This window comes from Blastococcus goldschmidtiae (genome assembly GCF_031845325.1).
Taxonomy (GTDB): domain Bacteria; phylum Actinomycetota; class Actinomycetes; order Mycobacteriales; family Geodermatophilaceae; genus Blastococcus; species Blastococcus goldschmidtiae.
In genome coordinates this window covers 339,311-353,791 of the sequence record NZ_JAVREI010000001.1, presented here as the reverse complement: position 1 = coordinate 353,791, position 14,481 = coordinate 339,311, and the positions used below count along the sequence as shown (strand labels likewise).

14 protein-coding genes are annotated in these 14,481 nt (G+C 73.8%); 8 read left to right on the top strand and 6 right to left on the bottom strand.

Annotated elements, in window-relative coordinates:
- Positions 1–105 precede the first annotated feature (105 nt).
- Complete coding sequence (locus RM425_RS01715; RefSeq protein ID WP_311343455.1) at positions 106–1,476, bottom strand: acyl-CoA dehydrogenase family protein; 1,371 nt, start codon at positions 1,474–1,476, stop codon at positions 106–108.
- 109 nt (positions 1,477–1,585) lie between these two features.
- On the opposite strand from RM425_RS01715, the gene RM425_RS01710 reads away from it, so the two are divergent.
- The gene (locus RM425_RS01710; protein ID WP_311343454.1) at positions 1,586–2,245 is read left to right on the top strand and encodes an NUDIX domain-containing protein; all 660 of its coding nucleotides are present in this window, start codon (positions 1,586–1,588) and stop codon (positions 2,243–2,245) included.
- A 20-nt stretch (positions 2,246–2,265) separates the two neighbouring features.
- On the opposite strand, the gene RM425_RS01705 is transcribed toward RM425_RS01710, so the two are convergent.
- The 3 genes from RM425_RS01705 to RM425_RS01695 all read right to left on the bottom strand — a co-directional run bounded on the left by RM425_RS01705 (position 2,266) and on the right by RM425_RS01695 (position 6,190).
- On the bottom strand, positions 2,266–3,639 hold the full coding sequence (locus RM425_RS01705) for a hypothetical protein (RefSeq protein WP_311343453.1): 1,374 nt from the start codon (positions 3,637–3,639) through the stop codon (positions 2,266–2,268).
- Between the two features lies 1 nt (position 3,640).
- Positions 3,641–4,159, bottom strand: a complete 519-nt coding sequence (locus RM425_RS01700; RefSeq protein WP_311343452.1) for a SigE family RNA polymerase sigma factor — start codon at positions 4,157–4,159, stop codon at positions 3,641–3,643.
- Between the two features lie 75 nt (positions 4,160–4,234).
- The gene (locus RM425_RS01695) at positions 4,235–6,190 is read right to left on the bottom strand and encodes an acetoacetate--CoA ligase (RefSeq protein WP_311343451.1); all 1,956 of its coding nucleotides are present in this window, start codon (positions 6,188–6,190) and stop codon (positions 4,235–4,237) included.
- Between the two features lie 63 nt (positions 6,191–6,253).
- On the opposite strand from RM425_RS01695, the gene RM425_RS01690 reads away from it, so the two are divergent.
- Positions 6,254–6,658 (top strand): DUF2237 family protein, encoded by a 405-nt coding sequence (locus tag RM425_RS01690; RefSeq protein ID WP_311343450.1) that lies wholly within the window; start codon positions 6,254–6,256, stop codon positions 6,656–6,658.
- Between the two features lie 6 nt (positions 6,659–6,664).
- Here the strand turns inward: RM425_RS01690 and RM425_RS01685 are convergent, their stop codons facing one another.
- Positions 6,665–6,865: a hypothetical protein gene (locus RM425_RS01685; RefSeq protein ID WP_311343449.1), complete on the bottom strand. Its 201-nt coding sequence runs from the start codon at positions 6,863–6,865 to the stop codon at positions 6,665–6,667.
- A gap of 127 nt (positions 6,866–6,992) precedes the next feature.
- Here RM425_RS01685 and RM425_RS01680 point away from each other — a divergent pair, with 127 nt between their 5' ends.
- The 6 genes from RM425_RS01680 to RM425_RS01655 all read left to right on the top strand — a co-directional run bounded on the left by RM425_RS01680 (position 6,993) and on the right by RM425_RS01655 (position 12,454).
- Positions 6,993–7,487: a glutathione peroxidase gene (locus tag RM425_RS01680; RefSeq protein WP_311343448.1), complete on the top strand. Its 495-nt coding sequence runs from the start codon at positions 6,993–6,995 to the stop codon at positions 7,485–7,487.
- A gap of 68 nt (positions 7,488–7,555) precedes the next feature.
- Positions 7,556–8,266: a mycothiol-dependent nitroreductase Rv2466c family protein gene (locus RM425_RS01675; protein ID WP_311343447.1), complete on the top strand. Its 711-nt coding sequence runs from the start codon at positions 7,556–7,558 to the stop codon at positions 8,264–8,266.
- Positions 8,267–8,344: 78 nt separating this feature from the next.
- Positions 8,345–9,406: a FecCD family ABC transporter permease gene (locus RM425_RS01670; protein ID WP_311343446.1), complete on the top strand. Its 1,062-nt coding sequence runs from the start codon at positions 8,345–8,347 to the stop codon at positions 9,404–9,406.
- A complete protein-coding gene (locus RM425_RS01665; RefSeq protein ID WP_311343445.1) occupies positions 9,403–10,485 on the top strand; it encodes a FecCD family ABC transporter permease in 1,083 nt (360 codons plus the stop codon). Before RM425_RS01670 ends, RM425_RS01665 begins: the two co-directional genes overlap by 4 nt.
- A 13-nt stretch (positions 10,486–10,498) precedes the next feature.
- Complete coding sequence (locus RM425_RS01660) at positions 10,499–11,338, top strand: ABC transporter ATP-binding protein (protein ID WP_311343444.1); 840 nt, start codon at positions 10,499–10,501, stop codon at positions 11,336–11,338.
- Between the two features lie 108 nt (positions 11,339–11,446).
- Positions 11,447–12,454: an ABC transporter substrate-binding protein gene (locus RM425_RS01655; RefSeq protein WP_311343443.1), complete on the top strand. Its 1,008-nt coding sequence runs from the start codon at positions 11,447–11,449 to the stop codon at positions 12,452–12,454.
- An 87-nt stretch (positions 12,455–12,541) separates the two neighbouring features.
- On the opposite strand, the gene RM425_RS01650 is transcribed toward RM425_RS01655, so the two are convergent.
- Entirely contained in the window at positions 12,542–14,455 is a 1,914-nt protein-coding gene (locus RM425_RS01650; RefSeq protein WP_311343442.1) for a BCCT family transporter, read from the bottom strand.
- Positions 14,456–14,481: the final 26 nt, after the last annotated feature.

Here is a 14,481-nt window from a genome sequence, read left to right as displayed (position 1 = left end):
CCCCTACCCGCACCGGCGTCAGCGCGATCATCGTGCGAGCTACGGCGTGGTTGCGCGCTGATCCACGTCCCAGGTCGTGGGAGACGTGGATCAGCGCGCAACGATTCAGCTCAGGGGCGAGCGCGGGAGCAGGCGGTCGCTGATGATCCGCTTCTGGATCTCGCTGGTGCCCTCGAAGATCGTGGTCAGCCGGGCGTCGCGCCAGTGCCGCTCGACCTGGCGCTCGGTGGTGTAGCCGTTGCCGCCGTGCAGCTGCATGGCCTGGTTGGTCACACGGACCGACATCTCGGTGGCCTCGAGCTTGACCATCGAGGCCTCCTTGGCCACCGGCATGCCCAAGTCGATGAGGTGGGCGACCTGCCGGTAGAAGGCCCGGGCCTGCTCGATCTGCGCGGCCATCTCGGCGACGGCGAACCGCAGCGCCTGGAAGTCGCCGATCGGGTGGCCGAACTGCTCGCGCTCCTGGAGGTAGAGGATCGAGTCCTCCAGCGCGGCGCGGGCGAGGCCGACGGCGCGGGCGGCGGTGTGCACGCGGGCGGTGTTGAGGAACTTCTGCGCCTCGGCGAAGCCGGCCTGCTTGGCCGCCTCGCCCTCCTCGCCGCTGTCCTCCCGGGCCGCCTTGGCCTCGTCGATGATGTTGTTCTCGGGGATGCGGACGCCGTCGAAGGTGAGGTCCCAGGTCAGGAAGCCGTGGTAGCCGATCTTGTCGATCGGGGAGCCGGAGAGGCCCTCGGGGAACGAGCCGCGCTCCTTCTCCAGCAGCAGGTTGATCAGCCCGGCCGAGCGGGACTCCCCCTCTTCCGGCTCGCGCTCGCGCACCAGCACCTGGATGAAGTCGGCCGCCTCGGCGTTGCCGCACCACCGCTTGTGCCCGGTCACGACCCACTCGTCGCCCTCGAGGACGGCGCGGGTGGAGACGCCGGCGAGGTCGGAGCCGGCGTCGGGCTCGGACAGCGCGATCGCGCCGATCCACTCGCCGCGGGCGCTGCGCCGCTGCAGCTCCTCGCGCCGGTCGGCGTCGGGCACCGCCGTCCCCAGGCCCTGGGAGCGGGCCAGGATGCTCGCCGTCGACATCCAGGCGCGGGCCAGCTCCTCGCTGACCATGCAGTACTCGAAGACGCCCAGGCCCAGCCCGCCCTGCTCGGCGGGCACGGTGATGCCGAAGTAGCCCAGCTCGGCCAGCCGGGACAGCAGGGAGGCCGGGATGAGGCCCTTCTGCGGATCCAGCTCGTTCGCGAGCGGCAGCACCTCGTTCATCGCGAACCGGCGCGCCTGCAGTTGGAGCTCCTCGCGCTCGGGCGTGTGCCACGGGGGCAGCAGCGCGGGCGGCGGGGGCTGCAGGGTCTCGGTCTCTTCGGCGCTGGCGCTCGACGTCATCGTCGGTCGGCCCTCCTCGACGGCGGATGTTCCGTTCACCTTGGTGGCTGCACCGTGCCCCCGCACGCCGCCGTCATCCACGCAGGTGACCAGCCTCACCGGCGACCTCCCGCCGCTCGGCACGACGTCCCGCCGCGGTGCACACCGGCGGGAGGTCGCGTGGTGCGGCGGGAGGTACGGGTGCAGCCTCACCGGCGATGATGTCCGCATGAGCGTGCCCGGCATCGACGTGCCCGACGCCCGCGGCCGCACCGGCCTCGACCGGGCGGGACGCGACCTGACGGGCAATCCCGATGTCGTCGTCCGCGACGTTCACCTGCTGGCCAGCAGCTGGAACGTGCTGCGGAGGACCACCCTGGCCCGGCGGCGTCGTGACGGCGCGTGGCTGACCGAGCAGCGCGACACCTACGACGCGGGCGACGCCGCCGCACTGCTGCTGCACGACGTGGAGCGGGGCACGGTCCTGCTCAGCCGCCAGTTCCGGTTCGCCGCCTACGCCAACGGCCATCCCGACGGGATGCTGGTGGAGGTCGCCGCCGGCGCGCTGGACGGCGAGTCGGCGGAGGCGGTCGCGCGACGGGAGGCCGAGGAGGAGCTCGGTGTCTCCGTGGCGGACGTCGAGCATGCCTTCGACGCCTTCATGAGCCCCGGCGCGATGACCCAGCGGATCCACTGCTTCGCCGCCCCCTACCGCCCGGCCGACCGCACGTCCGCCGGCGGCGGGCTCGCCGACGAGGGCGAGGACATCGAGGTCGTCGAGCTGCCGTTCAGCGAGGCGCTGGCCATGGTGGACGACGGCCGCATCGCCGACGCGAAGACGATCATGCTGCTGCAGTGGGCGGCTCTGCGGGGACCGTTCCGCGGTTGAGCCGGTCCCCGCAGCACCCGTCAGTCGCGCAGCTGCTCGACAGCACCCAGGGCGATCTCCTCGAGGACGCCACCACCGGCCTCCAGCGCGACCACGGAGCCCAGGCCGTCCGGCGCCGGTCCCACCCAGGCCGGGCCGTCGACCGGCCGGGTGTCGAGGACGGAGCCCGAGACGCCGACCAGCCGCAGCTGCGTCGTGCCGGCGGGCGGGACGACGACGAGCTGACTGCCCAGGTTCGCGCCGTCCTCGAGGCTGTAGAGGTCGCAGCGCATCGCGACCGAGGTCACCTCCGTGCCGGCCGGGAGGACCTGGCGCAGGCAGGCTCCCCCGCCGGTCAGCACGTCCGCCCCGTTCGGCTGCTGCGTGTCGGAGTAGCCACCCACCGCTACGACGGCGCCCGACGGCAGCTGCACGGTCAGCACCGCAGCCGCGACGTCGGGCCGATTGCCGTTGCCGATGGGCCCGCCCCACAGCACGTCGGCGGTGACCTGGTCGGCGGTCAGCCCCAGCTCGTCAAGCACGCCCTCGACGAGCAACCGCACCAGGTCGGCATCGACCTCGCCGACTGCTCCCGCGAGCGCGGTCGACGGGTCGAAGCCCGTCCGGCCCCCCCCGGAGCTGCCGCCACCCGCCGGCCCCTCGCTCACGACCACTCCGCCACGGGTGATGCGCAGGGCAGAGGTCATCAGGTTGAGCCCGGCGGCGTCCACGACGGCCACCCCGTCGGCATCCCCGACGACTTCGTACGGCGCCTGGACGATGAAGCCGTCCGCGGTGATGTCCTGGCGCGGCGAGACCTCGATCGTGTCACCGGGACGGGCGAGGACGATGAGGGCGCCGACCCCGTCCTGCGTCCGGGTGAAGCTGAGCGGCTCGTCATCGGCCACCGGGTACGGCTCGTTGGACGGTTCCAGCTCCGCGGGCGCCGTGCCGGCCGGCCCGTGGAGCCACTGCCCGACCCGGGCGCCGTCGAGCCAGCCGGTGACCAGTGCCTGGATTCCGCCGGGCACCTCGGCGGCGAAGAGCACCTGCCGGGTGTCCTGCGGAGGCTCCGGGAACTCCGGCGAGGCGAACCAGTCGCGCGTCAGCAGGCCGTCCACGTAGGCCGCGTCGTCGGCCAGGTTGCCGCGCGGGCCGAAAGGATAGGGCTCGTAGGCGGCGAGCTCGGCCGTCCGGTCCGACCCGCCGCCGGTGCTCCCGGACTCGGTGGCGACGGTGACGAGCGGGATCGCCACGGCCGCGACGGCCGCGCAGACGCCGGCCGCGAGGAGGCCGGCGCGGCGCCGGTTCTGCCGGCGGTGGCCGGCCAGCACGGAGTCCAGGATGCCGGGGGCCGCGTCGATGTCCGACGCCCGGTCGGCCAGGCCGATCCGCAGTCGCTGTTCGATGTCCATCTCAGCGCTCCTTCCCGGAGCAGGCAGGGGCGGGCCGGTCGGCGGCGAGCAGCTCGCGCAACCGGGCCAGGCCCCGGGTGGTGTGGGTCTTCACGGTGTTGACCGAGCAACCGAGCACCTCGGCGGTCCCGGCCTCGGAGAGGTCCTCCCAGTAGCGGAGGACCAGCACGGCGCGCATCCGCGGCGGCAGCTGGGCCAGCGCGGCGACCATCGCCTGCCGCTCGCCGACGTCGATGCCGGGCTGCTCGTCCCCGCGCAGCAGCGGGGTCTCGGAGACGAACTCGCTGATCCGCATCCGCCGGCGCCAGCCCGCGTGGGTGGTGACGAGCACCCGGCGGACGAACGCCGTCGGGTCCTCGCGGTTGGTCAGCCGGTCCCAGTGCCGGTAGGTCTTGATCAGGGCGGTCTGCAGCAGGTCCTCGGCGTGGCCGCGGTCCCCGGTGAGCAGGTACGCCGTCCGGAGCAGCGCCGTCGACCGCTCGGCGACGAACGCCTCGAAGTCGGCGCGGGCTGCGCTCATCGTCTCCCCCAGGAATGCACGCAGTTAAGACGTCACCGCGCGGCCACCCAGGGTGACACCGTTACCGGACCGTGATCAGCGGCGCTCCCGCGCCAGGGCGATGTAGTGCTCGACGGCAGCCGGGTCGTCCACGGTTCCCACGTTGACCGCCTTCGCGGGGTCCACGCCCTGGAACAGCCGCTTGAGCGGCACCTCCAGCCGCTTCCCGGTCCGGGTGTGCGGCACCGCGGGCACGGCGAGGATCTCGTCGGGCACGTGCCGGGGCGAGGCCTGCTCGCGGATCACCGCCCGCAGCCGCGCGACGAGTTCGTCGGACAGCTCCACTTCGGGCGCCAGCTGCACGAACAGCGGCATCCAGTAGCCGCCGTCGGCCTGCTCCACCCCCAGGACGACGCAGTCCACCACCTCGGGCACCGACTCGACGGCGGCGTAGATGTCGGCGGTCCCCATGCGCACGCCACCCCGGTTGAGCGTGGAGTCCGAGCGGCCGGTGATCACGCAGGTGCCGCGCTCGGTGATCTCGATCCAGTCGCCGTGCCGCCACACCGCGGGCCACGGCTCGAAGTAGGCCGCGCGGTAGCGCTCGCCATCGGGGTCGTTCCAGAACCGCAGCGGCATCGAGGGCATCGGCTCGGTGATCACCAGCTCGCCGAGTTCCTCGGTCACCGCCTCCTCCGCCGGGTTCCACGCGGCGGCGGCGACGCCGAGCAGCGGCCGCTGCAGCTCCCCCGCCGTCACCGGCAGCAGGGGCGAGGCGCCGATGAAGCCGGTCGCGACGTCGGTGCCGCCGGACAGGGAACCGAGCAGCACGTCGTCGGCCACCTCGTCGTAGACCCAGCGGAATGCGGCGGCCGGTAGTGGGGAGCCGGTCGAGCCGACACCGCGCAGTGCGGAGAGGTCGTGGTCGCGCCCCGGCCGCAGACCTGCCTTCTCGCAGGCGCTCAGGTAGCCCGCGCTGGTGCCCAGGTAGGTGATCCCGGTGCGCGCGGCCAGGGCGAACTGGGCGTCCGGCGCCGGGTAGGCCGGTGCGCCGTCGTGCACCACGAGCGTGCAGCCCGAGAGCAGCGTCGACGTCGCGATGTTCCACATGATCCAGGCGGTCGAGGCGTACCAGAAGAACCGGTCGCCGACGCCGACGTCCATGTGCAGCTCGGCCAGCTTGCGCTGCTCCAGCACCACCCCGCCGTGCCCGTGCACGATTCCCTTGGGCAGCCCGGTGGTCCCGGACGAGTAGACGATCCACAGCGGGTGGTCGAAGGCGGTCGGCTCGAACACCGGCTCCTGCCCGTCGGCGACCGCATCGACCCAGGCCAGCGCACCCTCGGGCAGCTCTGCCCGGAACAGCCGGGGGACGGCGATCGTCGTCCGCACGCTGGGCAGCGCGGCCCGCAGCTCGGCGACGACGTCGCGCCGGTCGAACTCCCGTCCGTTGAACCGGTAGCCGTCGACGGCGACGAGCACGGTGGGCTCGATCTGGGTGAACCGGTCCAGGACGGCGCGGGTGCCGAAGTCCGGCGCGCAGGCCGACCACACCGCGCCGACCGCCGCCGCGCCGAGGAACGCGACCACCGCCTCCGGCACGTTGGGCAGGTAGCCGGCCACCCGGTCGCCGGGGCCCACGCCGAGCCCGCGGAGCGTGGCGGCGAAGGCGCCCACCTGCCCGCGCAGCTCCGCCCAGGACATCTCGGCCGGATCGGTGTCCTCGGCCGTGACGACCAGCGCCGGGTGGGCGTCGGTGCTCTGCCGGAAGACCTGCTCGGCATAGTTGACGGTCGTGCCGGGGAACCACTGCGCGCCGGGCATCCGGCGGTCGGTCAGCACGCGGTCGTCGGGCACGTCGAGCACCCCGGTCCAGCGCGCCAGGTCGCCCCAGAACCGGTCCAGGTGCTCCACCGACCAGCGCCAGAGGGCGTCGTAGTCGACCGGATCGCCGAAGGAGAGCCCCCGCCGCCGCGCCACCTCCTCCGCGAACGCCGCGATCCGCGTGCCACGGATGCTCTCGGGGGACGGCTGCCACAGGACGTCACTCACGTCATGACCCTGCCATCCTGGGACGGCGCCGGCCACGGCGTGCCCCCGGCGACAGGAGCCCCCGTGCAACCCGATCCCGCCGACGAGCGGAACGTGCTGGGCGGGCCCCTGGAACCCTGCGGCGTCGACCCGGTCACCGGCTTCTACCGCGACGGGCACTGCGCCACCGGGCCGGAGGACCTGGGCTCGCACACCGTCTGCGCCGTCGTCTCCGCCGAGTTCCTCGCGATGCAGCGCGAGCTGGGCAACGACCTGTCCACCCCCCGGCCCGAGTACGGCTTCCCCGGACTGCGGCCCGGCGACCGCTGGTGCGTCGTCGCCGTCCGGTGGCTGCAGGCCTACCAGGCCGGGGCCGCGGCGGGCGTCGTCCTGGCCGCCACGAACCAGCGTGCGCTGGAGATCGTGCCGATCGAGGCGCTGCGCCAGCACGCGGTCGACGTCCCGGACGACGCCAGCGGGCTGGGCTGACCGCGGTCAGCCGCCGCTGCCCCCGCCGCCGAGCATCCAGCTGTTCCGGTTGACCGCGCCGCGCGCGTCGGGCCCGTCGAGGCGGTCCTGGTCGAGACGGCCGTCGGGCAGCTCGTCGGTCCAGCTCGCGGGCGTCCGCCGCCGGCGCACGTACAGCGTGGCCACGGCGACCACCGCGACGGCGAGCACGACGAGAACCCACTCCATGGCACCTCCCGGTTCGGGCTCCCACGGTAGGTCCCGCCTCCACCTGCTGCACACGGAGGAACGACACGGTGCCAGAAGCTGTCTCGCCGGCCGGAATGCCGGGAGCACCTCCGCGGGTTCCCCGGTCATGAGCGACCTCCTCGACGTGCCGGTGACCACCCTCCAGGGCAGCGCGACGACGCTGCGGGAGCTGACCGGCGGCGGGCCGGCGCTCGTGGTGAACGTGGCCAGCAAGTGCGGCCTGACCCCGCAGTACACCGCCCTCGAGGCGCTGCACGAGGAGTTCTCGCCACGCGGGTTCACCGTCGTCGGCGTGCCGTGCAACCAGTTCATGGGCCAGGAGCCCGGCACCGCCGAGGAGATCGAGGAGTTCTGCTCCGCCACCTACGGCGTCACCTTCCCGATGACCGAGAAGGTGGAGGTCAACGGCGAGGGCGCCCATCCGCTGTTCCAGCAGCTGACCGCCGCCCCCGACATGGACGGGAAGGACGGCGACGTGTCCTGGAACTTCGAGAAGTGGGTCGTGAACGGCCAGGGCGACGTCGTGGCGCGGTTCCGGCCGATGACCACCCCCGACGCCCCCGAGGTCCGCGCGGCGATCGAGTCCGTCCTCCCCGGCTGACCGGACCGCGGCCGGACGACGTCCGGCGGGGACGGGCGGGGACGGGCGGGAGCACCTACCGTCGGGCCATGGCCGACCTCCGCTTCTGGTTCGACCCGGTCTGCCCGTTCGCCTGGATGACCAGCAAGTGGGTCCGCCAGGTGAGCGCGCAGCGCGACTACGCCGTCGAGTGGCGGTTCATCTCGTTGCGCCTGCTCAACGCGCACATCGACTACGCCAGCCACTTCCCGCCCGAGTACGAGGCCGGTCACACCGACGGCCTGCGGCTGCTGCGGGTGGCCGCCCGGGTACGCGCGGAGCACGGCCCGGACGCGGTGGGCCCGCTCTACGAGGCACTCGGCGAGCGCATCTTCGAGGTGGACGCCGCACCGGGCGCCGGGCGCCGCGGCACCGAGGACTTCCTGACGCCGGTACTGGCCGGGCTCGGGCTGCCCGCGGACCTGACCGGAACCCTGGACGACACGGCCTGGGACGAGCAGATCCAGGCCGAGACCGACGAGGCCCTCGCGCTCACCGGCAAGGACGTCGGGACGCCGATCCTGCACTTCCAGCCGCCCGAGGGCGTCGCGTTCTTCGGGCCCGTGATCAGCCGGCTGCCCGACGAGGCGGACGCCGTCGCGCTGTGGGACCACGTGGTCGCCCTCGCCGCCTTCCCCGGCTTCGCCGAGCTGAAGCGCAGCCTGCGGGAGCGCCCGCAGCTACCCGCGTTCGGCGTGCCGAAGGGGGAGACCGGGCGGCAGGAGGACTGGCACGGCGGCAGTCGCCGGCAGAAGCGGTAGCGCCCGGGGCGGACAGCGGGGGACGCGCGCGGCTAAGGTAAGCCTTAGCAAACCGTCGCCGTCGTCCAGGAGCCGCTCGTGACCACCACGGCCGACGCTCCCGTGCGGAACGGCGCGTCCGTCCGCCCGTCGGCCGGCGGCCCGCGCGCCCGGCGGCTGCTCGTGCTGCTGGCGCTGCTCGGGCTGGTCGCGGCCGCTGCGCTGGCCAGCGTCGCCGTCGGCACCCGGTCCCTGGCGCCCGGCGAGGTGTGGCGCGCCCTGTTCGACAGCGACCCCACCAGCGAGGCCGCCGTCATCGTCCAGCAGCTGCGGGTGCCGCGGACGCTGCTGGGCCTGATGGTCGGGGCCGCCCTGGGCATGTCCGGCGCCCTCATGCAGGGCCACACCCGCAATCCGCTCGGCGATCCCGGCCTGCTCGGCGTCACCGCCGGCGCCTCGCTGGCCGTCGTCGTCGCGATCGCCTTCCTCGACATCACCTCGGTCCCGGGCACCGTCTGGTTCGCCTTCGCCGGCGCGCTGGCCGGCACCGTCCTGGTCTACGCGATCGGCTCGGCCGGCCGGGGCGGGGCCACGCCGATCACCCTGGCGCTGGCCGGCGCGGCGCTCTCGGCGCTGCTCTACGCGCTGGTCCGCGCCATCGTGGTCAGCGACACCGACACCCTGGACTCCTTCCGGTTCTGGCAGGTGGGCGCACTGGCCGGCCGGGGCGCGGAGGTCGCCTGGCAGGTCGCGCCGTTCATGGCCGTCGGGCTGGTGCTGGCGCTGGCCAACGCCCCGGCGCTGAACCTGCTGGGCCTGGGCGAGGACGTGGCCCGGGGGCTCGGGCAGCGCATCTGGCTGGCCCGCGTCGTCGGGCTGGCCGCCATCACGCTGCTGTGCGGCGCGGCCACCGCGGCCTGCGGTCCGATCGCGTTCGTGGGGCTGGTCGTGCCGCACGTGGTGCGCGCCCTCACCGGCCCGGACCACCGCTGGCTGGTCCCCTGCTCGGCGCTGCTGGGTGCGGCGCTGCTGCTCGTCGCCGACGTGCTCGGCCGGGTGCTCGCGCGCCCCGGCGAGCTCCAGGTCGGCATCGTGCTGGCCCTGATCGGCGCACCGTTCTTCGTCGCGCTGGTGCGCCGCCGCCGGACGATGGCGCTGTGACCGGGACCCTCGAGCGGCCGGTCATGGGCCCGCGCGGCCGGACGGCGGTCCGCATCGGCCCGGTGTCGGTGGTGCTCCGCTGGCGGCAGCTGCTGGTCCCGCTGATCGCGCTCGTCGTGCTGGTCCTCGTCTCGGCGGTCAGCATCGGCCGCGGCGACTACCCCATCGCCCTCCCCGACGTCCTGCGCACCCTCGTGGGCCTGGGCGAAGGACCGCAGAACTTCATCGTGCTGGAGCTGCGGGCGCCGCGGGTGGTCGTCGGGCTGCTCGTCGGCCTGGCCCTGGGCGTGGCCGGCGCGCTGTTCCAGACCTTCGCCCGCAACCCGCTGGCCTCCCCGGACACCCTCGGCATCACGACCGGCGCCTCCGTCGGCGCCGTGGCCGCGATCGTGCTCAGCGGCGGCAGCTCCGTCGGGGCCGTGCTCGGCGGCTTCGGCGTCCCGCTGGCCGCGCTGTGCGGCGCCCTGGGCACGGGCCTCCTGCTCTTCCTGCTCGCCTGGCGGGCCGGCATCGACGGGTACCGGCTGGTGCTCGTCGGCATCGCGCTGTGGTCGATGGGCACCGCCCTGGTCGACTGGCTGCTCACCAACGCCCAGATCTACGACGCCGCCGCGGCCTACGTCTGGATCACCGGGTCGCTCAACGCCCGCACCTGGGACCAGGCGGTGCCCCTCGCCATCGCGCTGGCCGTGCTCCTGCCGCTGGCCCTGGCGACCGGCCGGGCGCTGGGCGTCATGCAGTTCGGCGACGACACCGCGCGCGGGCTGGGCCTGCGGCTGGCCGGAGGGCAGACCGTGGTAGTCCTGCTGGCCGTCGCGCTCACCGCCGCAGCCGTCTCCGCCGCCGGGCCGATCACCTTCGTGGCGCTCGTCGTCCCCCAGGTCGCCGTCCGGCTCACCGGCGGCTCCCGGCCCCCGTTGCTCGCCTCCGGCCTGCTGGGCGCCGTCCTCGTGGTGGGCGCCGACCTGGTCACCCGCACCGCGCTCCCCGAGGACCTGCCCGTCGGCATCCTCACCGCCGTGATCGGCGCGCCCTACCTGCTCTGGCTCCTGGTCCGCGGAAGGCGGCAGTTCACATGAGGACGACGCAGCCATGACGGCCGACCTGCAGCACGAGAGCCCGCCCGCGGCCGCCGTCCGCCCCGGGCGGGTGCGGCTGGCGGCCGAGCGCGTCCGCCTCGCCTACGACGACACCGTCGTCGTCCACGACCTGGACCTCGAGCTGACCGAGGGGTCGTTCACCGCCATCGTCGGTCCGAACGGCTGCGGCAAGTCCACCCTGCTGCGGGCGCTGGGCCGGTTGCTCCGGCCGACCGGCGGCCAGGTGCTGCTGGACGGCCGGGCGATCGCGCGGACGCCGACCCGTGAGGTGGCCAAGGTCCTGGGCCTGCTCCCCCAGTCACCGATCGCGCCCGAGGGGCTGACCGTCGCCGACCTCGTCGCCCGGGGCCGGCACCCGCACCAGAGCTGGGTGCGGCAGTGGTCCCGCGACGACGAGTCCGTGGTCGCGGAGGCGCTGGACTGGACCGACATGGCCGCCCTGTCCGCGCGTCCGGTCGACCAGCTGTCCGGCGGCCAGCGCCAGCGGGCCTGGATCTCGATGGCGCTGGCGCAGGGCACCGACCTGCTGTTGCTGGACGAGCCCACGACCTACCTCGACCTGGCGCACCAGATCGACGTCCTCGAGCTGGTCGGGCGGTTGCACGCCGAGCGCGGCCGGACCGTCGCCGTCGTGCTGCACGACCTGAACCTGGCCGCCCGCTACGCGCAGCGGCTGGTGGCCATGAAGGACGGCGTCCTGGTGGCGTCGGGGACGCCGGCCGAGGTCCTCACGCCGGAGCTGCTGGCGGGCGTGTTCGACCTCGAGGCGCGCATCGTGCCCGACCCGGTGACGGGCACGCCGATGGTCGTCCCGGTGCGCCGGCTGCGCTGATCCGCCTCAGCCTTCGGTCCGCCAACCGCCTGCCGCAGGGAAGTTAGGGCAGGCTAACCTTCCCGGCGAACGGGGATGATCGTCATCCCTCGACCCGAGGGAGCTCCCTTGCACCGCACATCCCGCCGCCTGCTCGGCGGCCTGATCGCGCTCACCGTGCTCGGCCTGAGCGCCTGCTCCGGTGGCGACGACGGCGACGAGAGCTCCGGCGCCTCCGGCGAGGGCTGGTCGTTCACCGACGACCTGGGCACCACCGTCGAGCTGGACGAGGCGCCCGACCGCGTCGCCGGCATCAACGACGTCATGTCCTCGCTGTGGAACTACGGCATCGAGCCGGTGGCCACCTTCGGTCAGACCTCCACCGCCGACGACGTCGCGTTCGAGGGCCGCGATCTCTCCGACGTGGAGATCCTCGGCGAGAGCTACGGCGACATCGACCTCGAGCAGCTCGCGGCCGCCGCCCCCGACGTCATCGTCACGACGGCCTACCCGACCGACTCGGAGGGCACCCTCGACGAGAGCCAGCCCCTGTACGGCTTCGAGTCCCTCGAGCAGCAGGAGCAGGTCGGCAAGATCGCCCCGATCATCGCGATCGCCTGGCGCGGCTCGGCCGCCGACGTCATCGAGCGCACCGCCGAGCTGGCCGAGGCCCTGGGCGCGGACATGGACGGCGACGAGGTCCGCGCCGCCCGCGAGGACTTCGAGGCCGCCGGCGAGGCGCTGACCGAGGCCGCCGCGACGGGGCTGACCGTGCTCCCCGTGGCCGCGTACGCCGACGAGGGCTTCTACATGGCCAAGGCCCCGGACGAACCCTCGCTGCGGATGTACGCCGACCTCGGCGTCCAGTTCGTCGACCCGGGCGGCGAGGGGTACTACTGGCAGACCGCCGGCTGGGAGGACGTGCCGCAGTACCCGAGCGACATCCTGCTGTACTCGCTGCGGGGCGCGCTCCCGCCGGAGCAGATGGCCGAGCAGCCCACGTACGACCTGCTGCCCGCCGTCCAGGCCGGCCAGGTGCACCCGTGGAAGTACATCGGGATGGACTACGCCGCGCAGGCCGCCTACATGGAGGAGCTCGCGGGCTGGCTGGACGCCGCCGAGGACGTCACCCCCTGACCTCAGCGGCTGCCGGGGTCACGTGACCCCGGCAGCGTGCGCGCCCGCGGAACCGCCGAGATCGCGCGATCTCGGCGGTTCCCTGCGTCAGGCGCCGTCGCGGCGCGACTCCGCGGGCAGCGGGGAGCCGACCTCGGCCGTGCCGGCCGTCCCCGACGCCCGTTCCCGCTGGGCGGCGGTGCGGACGGGACTCGGCACGTCGGGCACGCCGTCCCCGTCGGTGTCGGGCGCCGGCTTCACCGACAGCACGAAGTCGTCCCCGTGGTGCCGGATGCCGTGCACCACGGCCTGCTCCACGGCCTCGACCGCGGCGGTCCGGCGCAGCACCATCGGGTCCGAGCGCACGTCCTTGGCAAGGGACACGGCCAGCCCGACCATGACCAGCGCGAACGGCAGCGCGGCGATGATCGTCAGGTTCTGCAGGCCGGTGAGCGCCTCGTCCCCGCCGACCAGCAGCATGATCGCCGCCACGGCGCCCATCACGACGCCCCAGAAGATCACGATCCGCCGGGTGGGCTCGATCGTCCCGCGCTCGGACAGCGAGCCCATGACGATCGAGGCGGCGTCGGCACCGGAGACGAAGAAGATCGCCACCAGCAGCATGACCAGCACCGTCATCACGGTCGCCAGCGGGTAGGTGTCCAGGACGCCGAAGAGCTGCCCCTCGCTGGTCGACTGCCCGGCGACGTCCGTGCCGTCGCGCTGGGCCGCGATGCCGGCACCGCCGAAGATCGCGAACCAGACCAGGCTGACCACGCTGGGCACGAGCAGCACACCGGTGACGAACTGGCGGATCGTGCGGCCGCGGCTGATCCGGGCGAGGAACAGCCCGACGAACGGCGTCCAGCTGATCCACCAGGCCCAGTAGAAGACCGTCCAGCCGCGCAGCCACTCGGCCATGGGGTCGCCCCCGCTGGCCTCGGTGCGCCCGGCCATCTCGGCCAGGTCGGAGAAGTAGGCGCCGATGGCCCCCGGCACGAGGTTGAGGATGAGGACCGTCGGGCCGACGACGAAGACGAACAGCGCCAGCACGCCGGCCAGCACCATGTTGATGTTGGACAGCCACTGGATGCCCTTGGCCACCCCGGACACCGCCGAGGCGACGAATGCGGCGGTGAGCACCGCGATGATCGCCACCAGCAGGCCGTTGCCGGTGTCGCCGAGCCAGCCGAGGATCTCCACGCCGCTGCCGATCTGCAGCGCACCGAGGCCGAGCGAGGCCGCCGAGCCGAACAGCGTGGCGAAGATCGCCAGGACGTCGATGAACTTGCCCGCCGGGCCCTCGGTCCTGCGGCGGCCGAACAGCGGCGCGAACGCGGCGCTGATCAGCTGCGGGCGGCCCCTGCGGAACGTGCCGTAGGCGATGGCCAGGCCGACGACGGCGTAGATGGCCCACGGGTGCAAGCTCCAGTGGAACAGCGTGGTGGCCATCGCCGTCGAGATCGCCTCGGGCGTCTCGGCATCGACCGTCCGCGGCGGCGGCGACACGTAGTGGGTCAGCGGCTCGCTGACGCCGAAGAACATCAGCCCGATGCCCATGCCGGCGCTGAACATCATCGCGATCCAGGAGACCGTCCGGAACTCCGGCTCCTCGTCGTCACGGCCCAGCGGGATCCGCCCGTACCGGCTGGCGGCCAGCCAGAGGACGAAGACGACGAAGGCCGAGGCGAGGAGCACGAACAGCCAGCCGAGGTTGGTTTCGATCCAGGTGAGCGCGCTGCCGCTGGCGCTGCCCAGCCCGGAGGGCGAGAGGAAACCCCAGGCGACGAAGGCCAGCGCCACGGCGGCGGCGATGCCGAACACGGTGGTGTCCAGGCGGCCACCGCGGTCGGCGGCGGACCGGGGCGGCTGGGCCAGCGCGGGGTGGACGGATCCGGCGTCGGCCGGTCCCGTGCCGCCCGCGGGGTGGGCGGCGTCGGCCTCGGCGGCGGCGGTTCCGGTGCTGCCCGCGGGGTCGGTCGACTCCTGCGTGGGCGGTGTCGTGGTCGGGTTCAGGGTCACAATGTCCGGCGCCGGTTGCAGCGCCC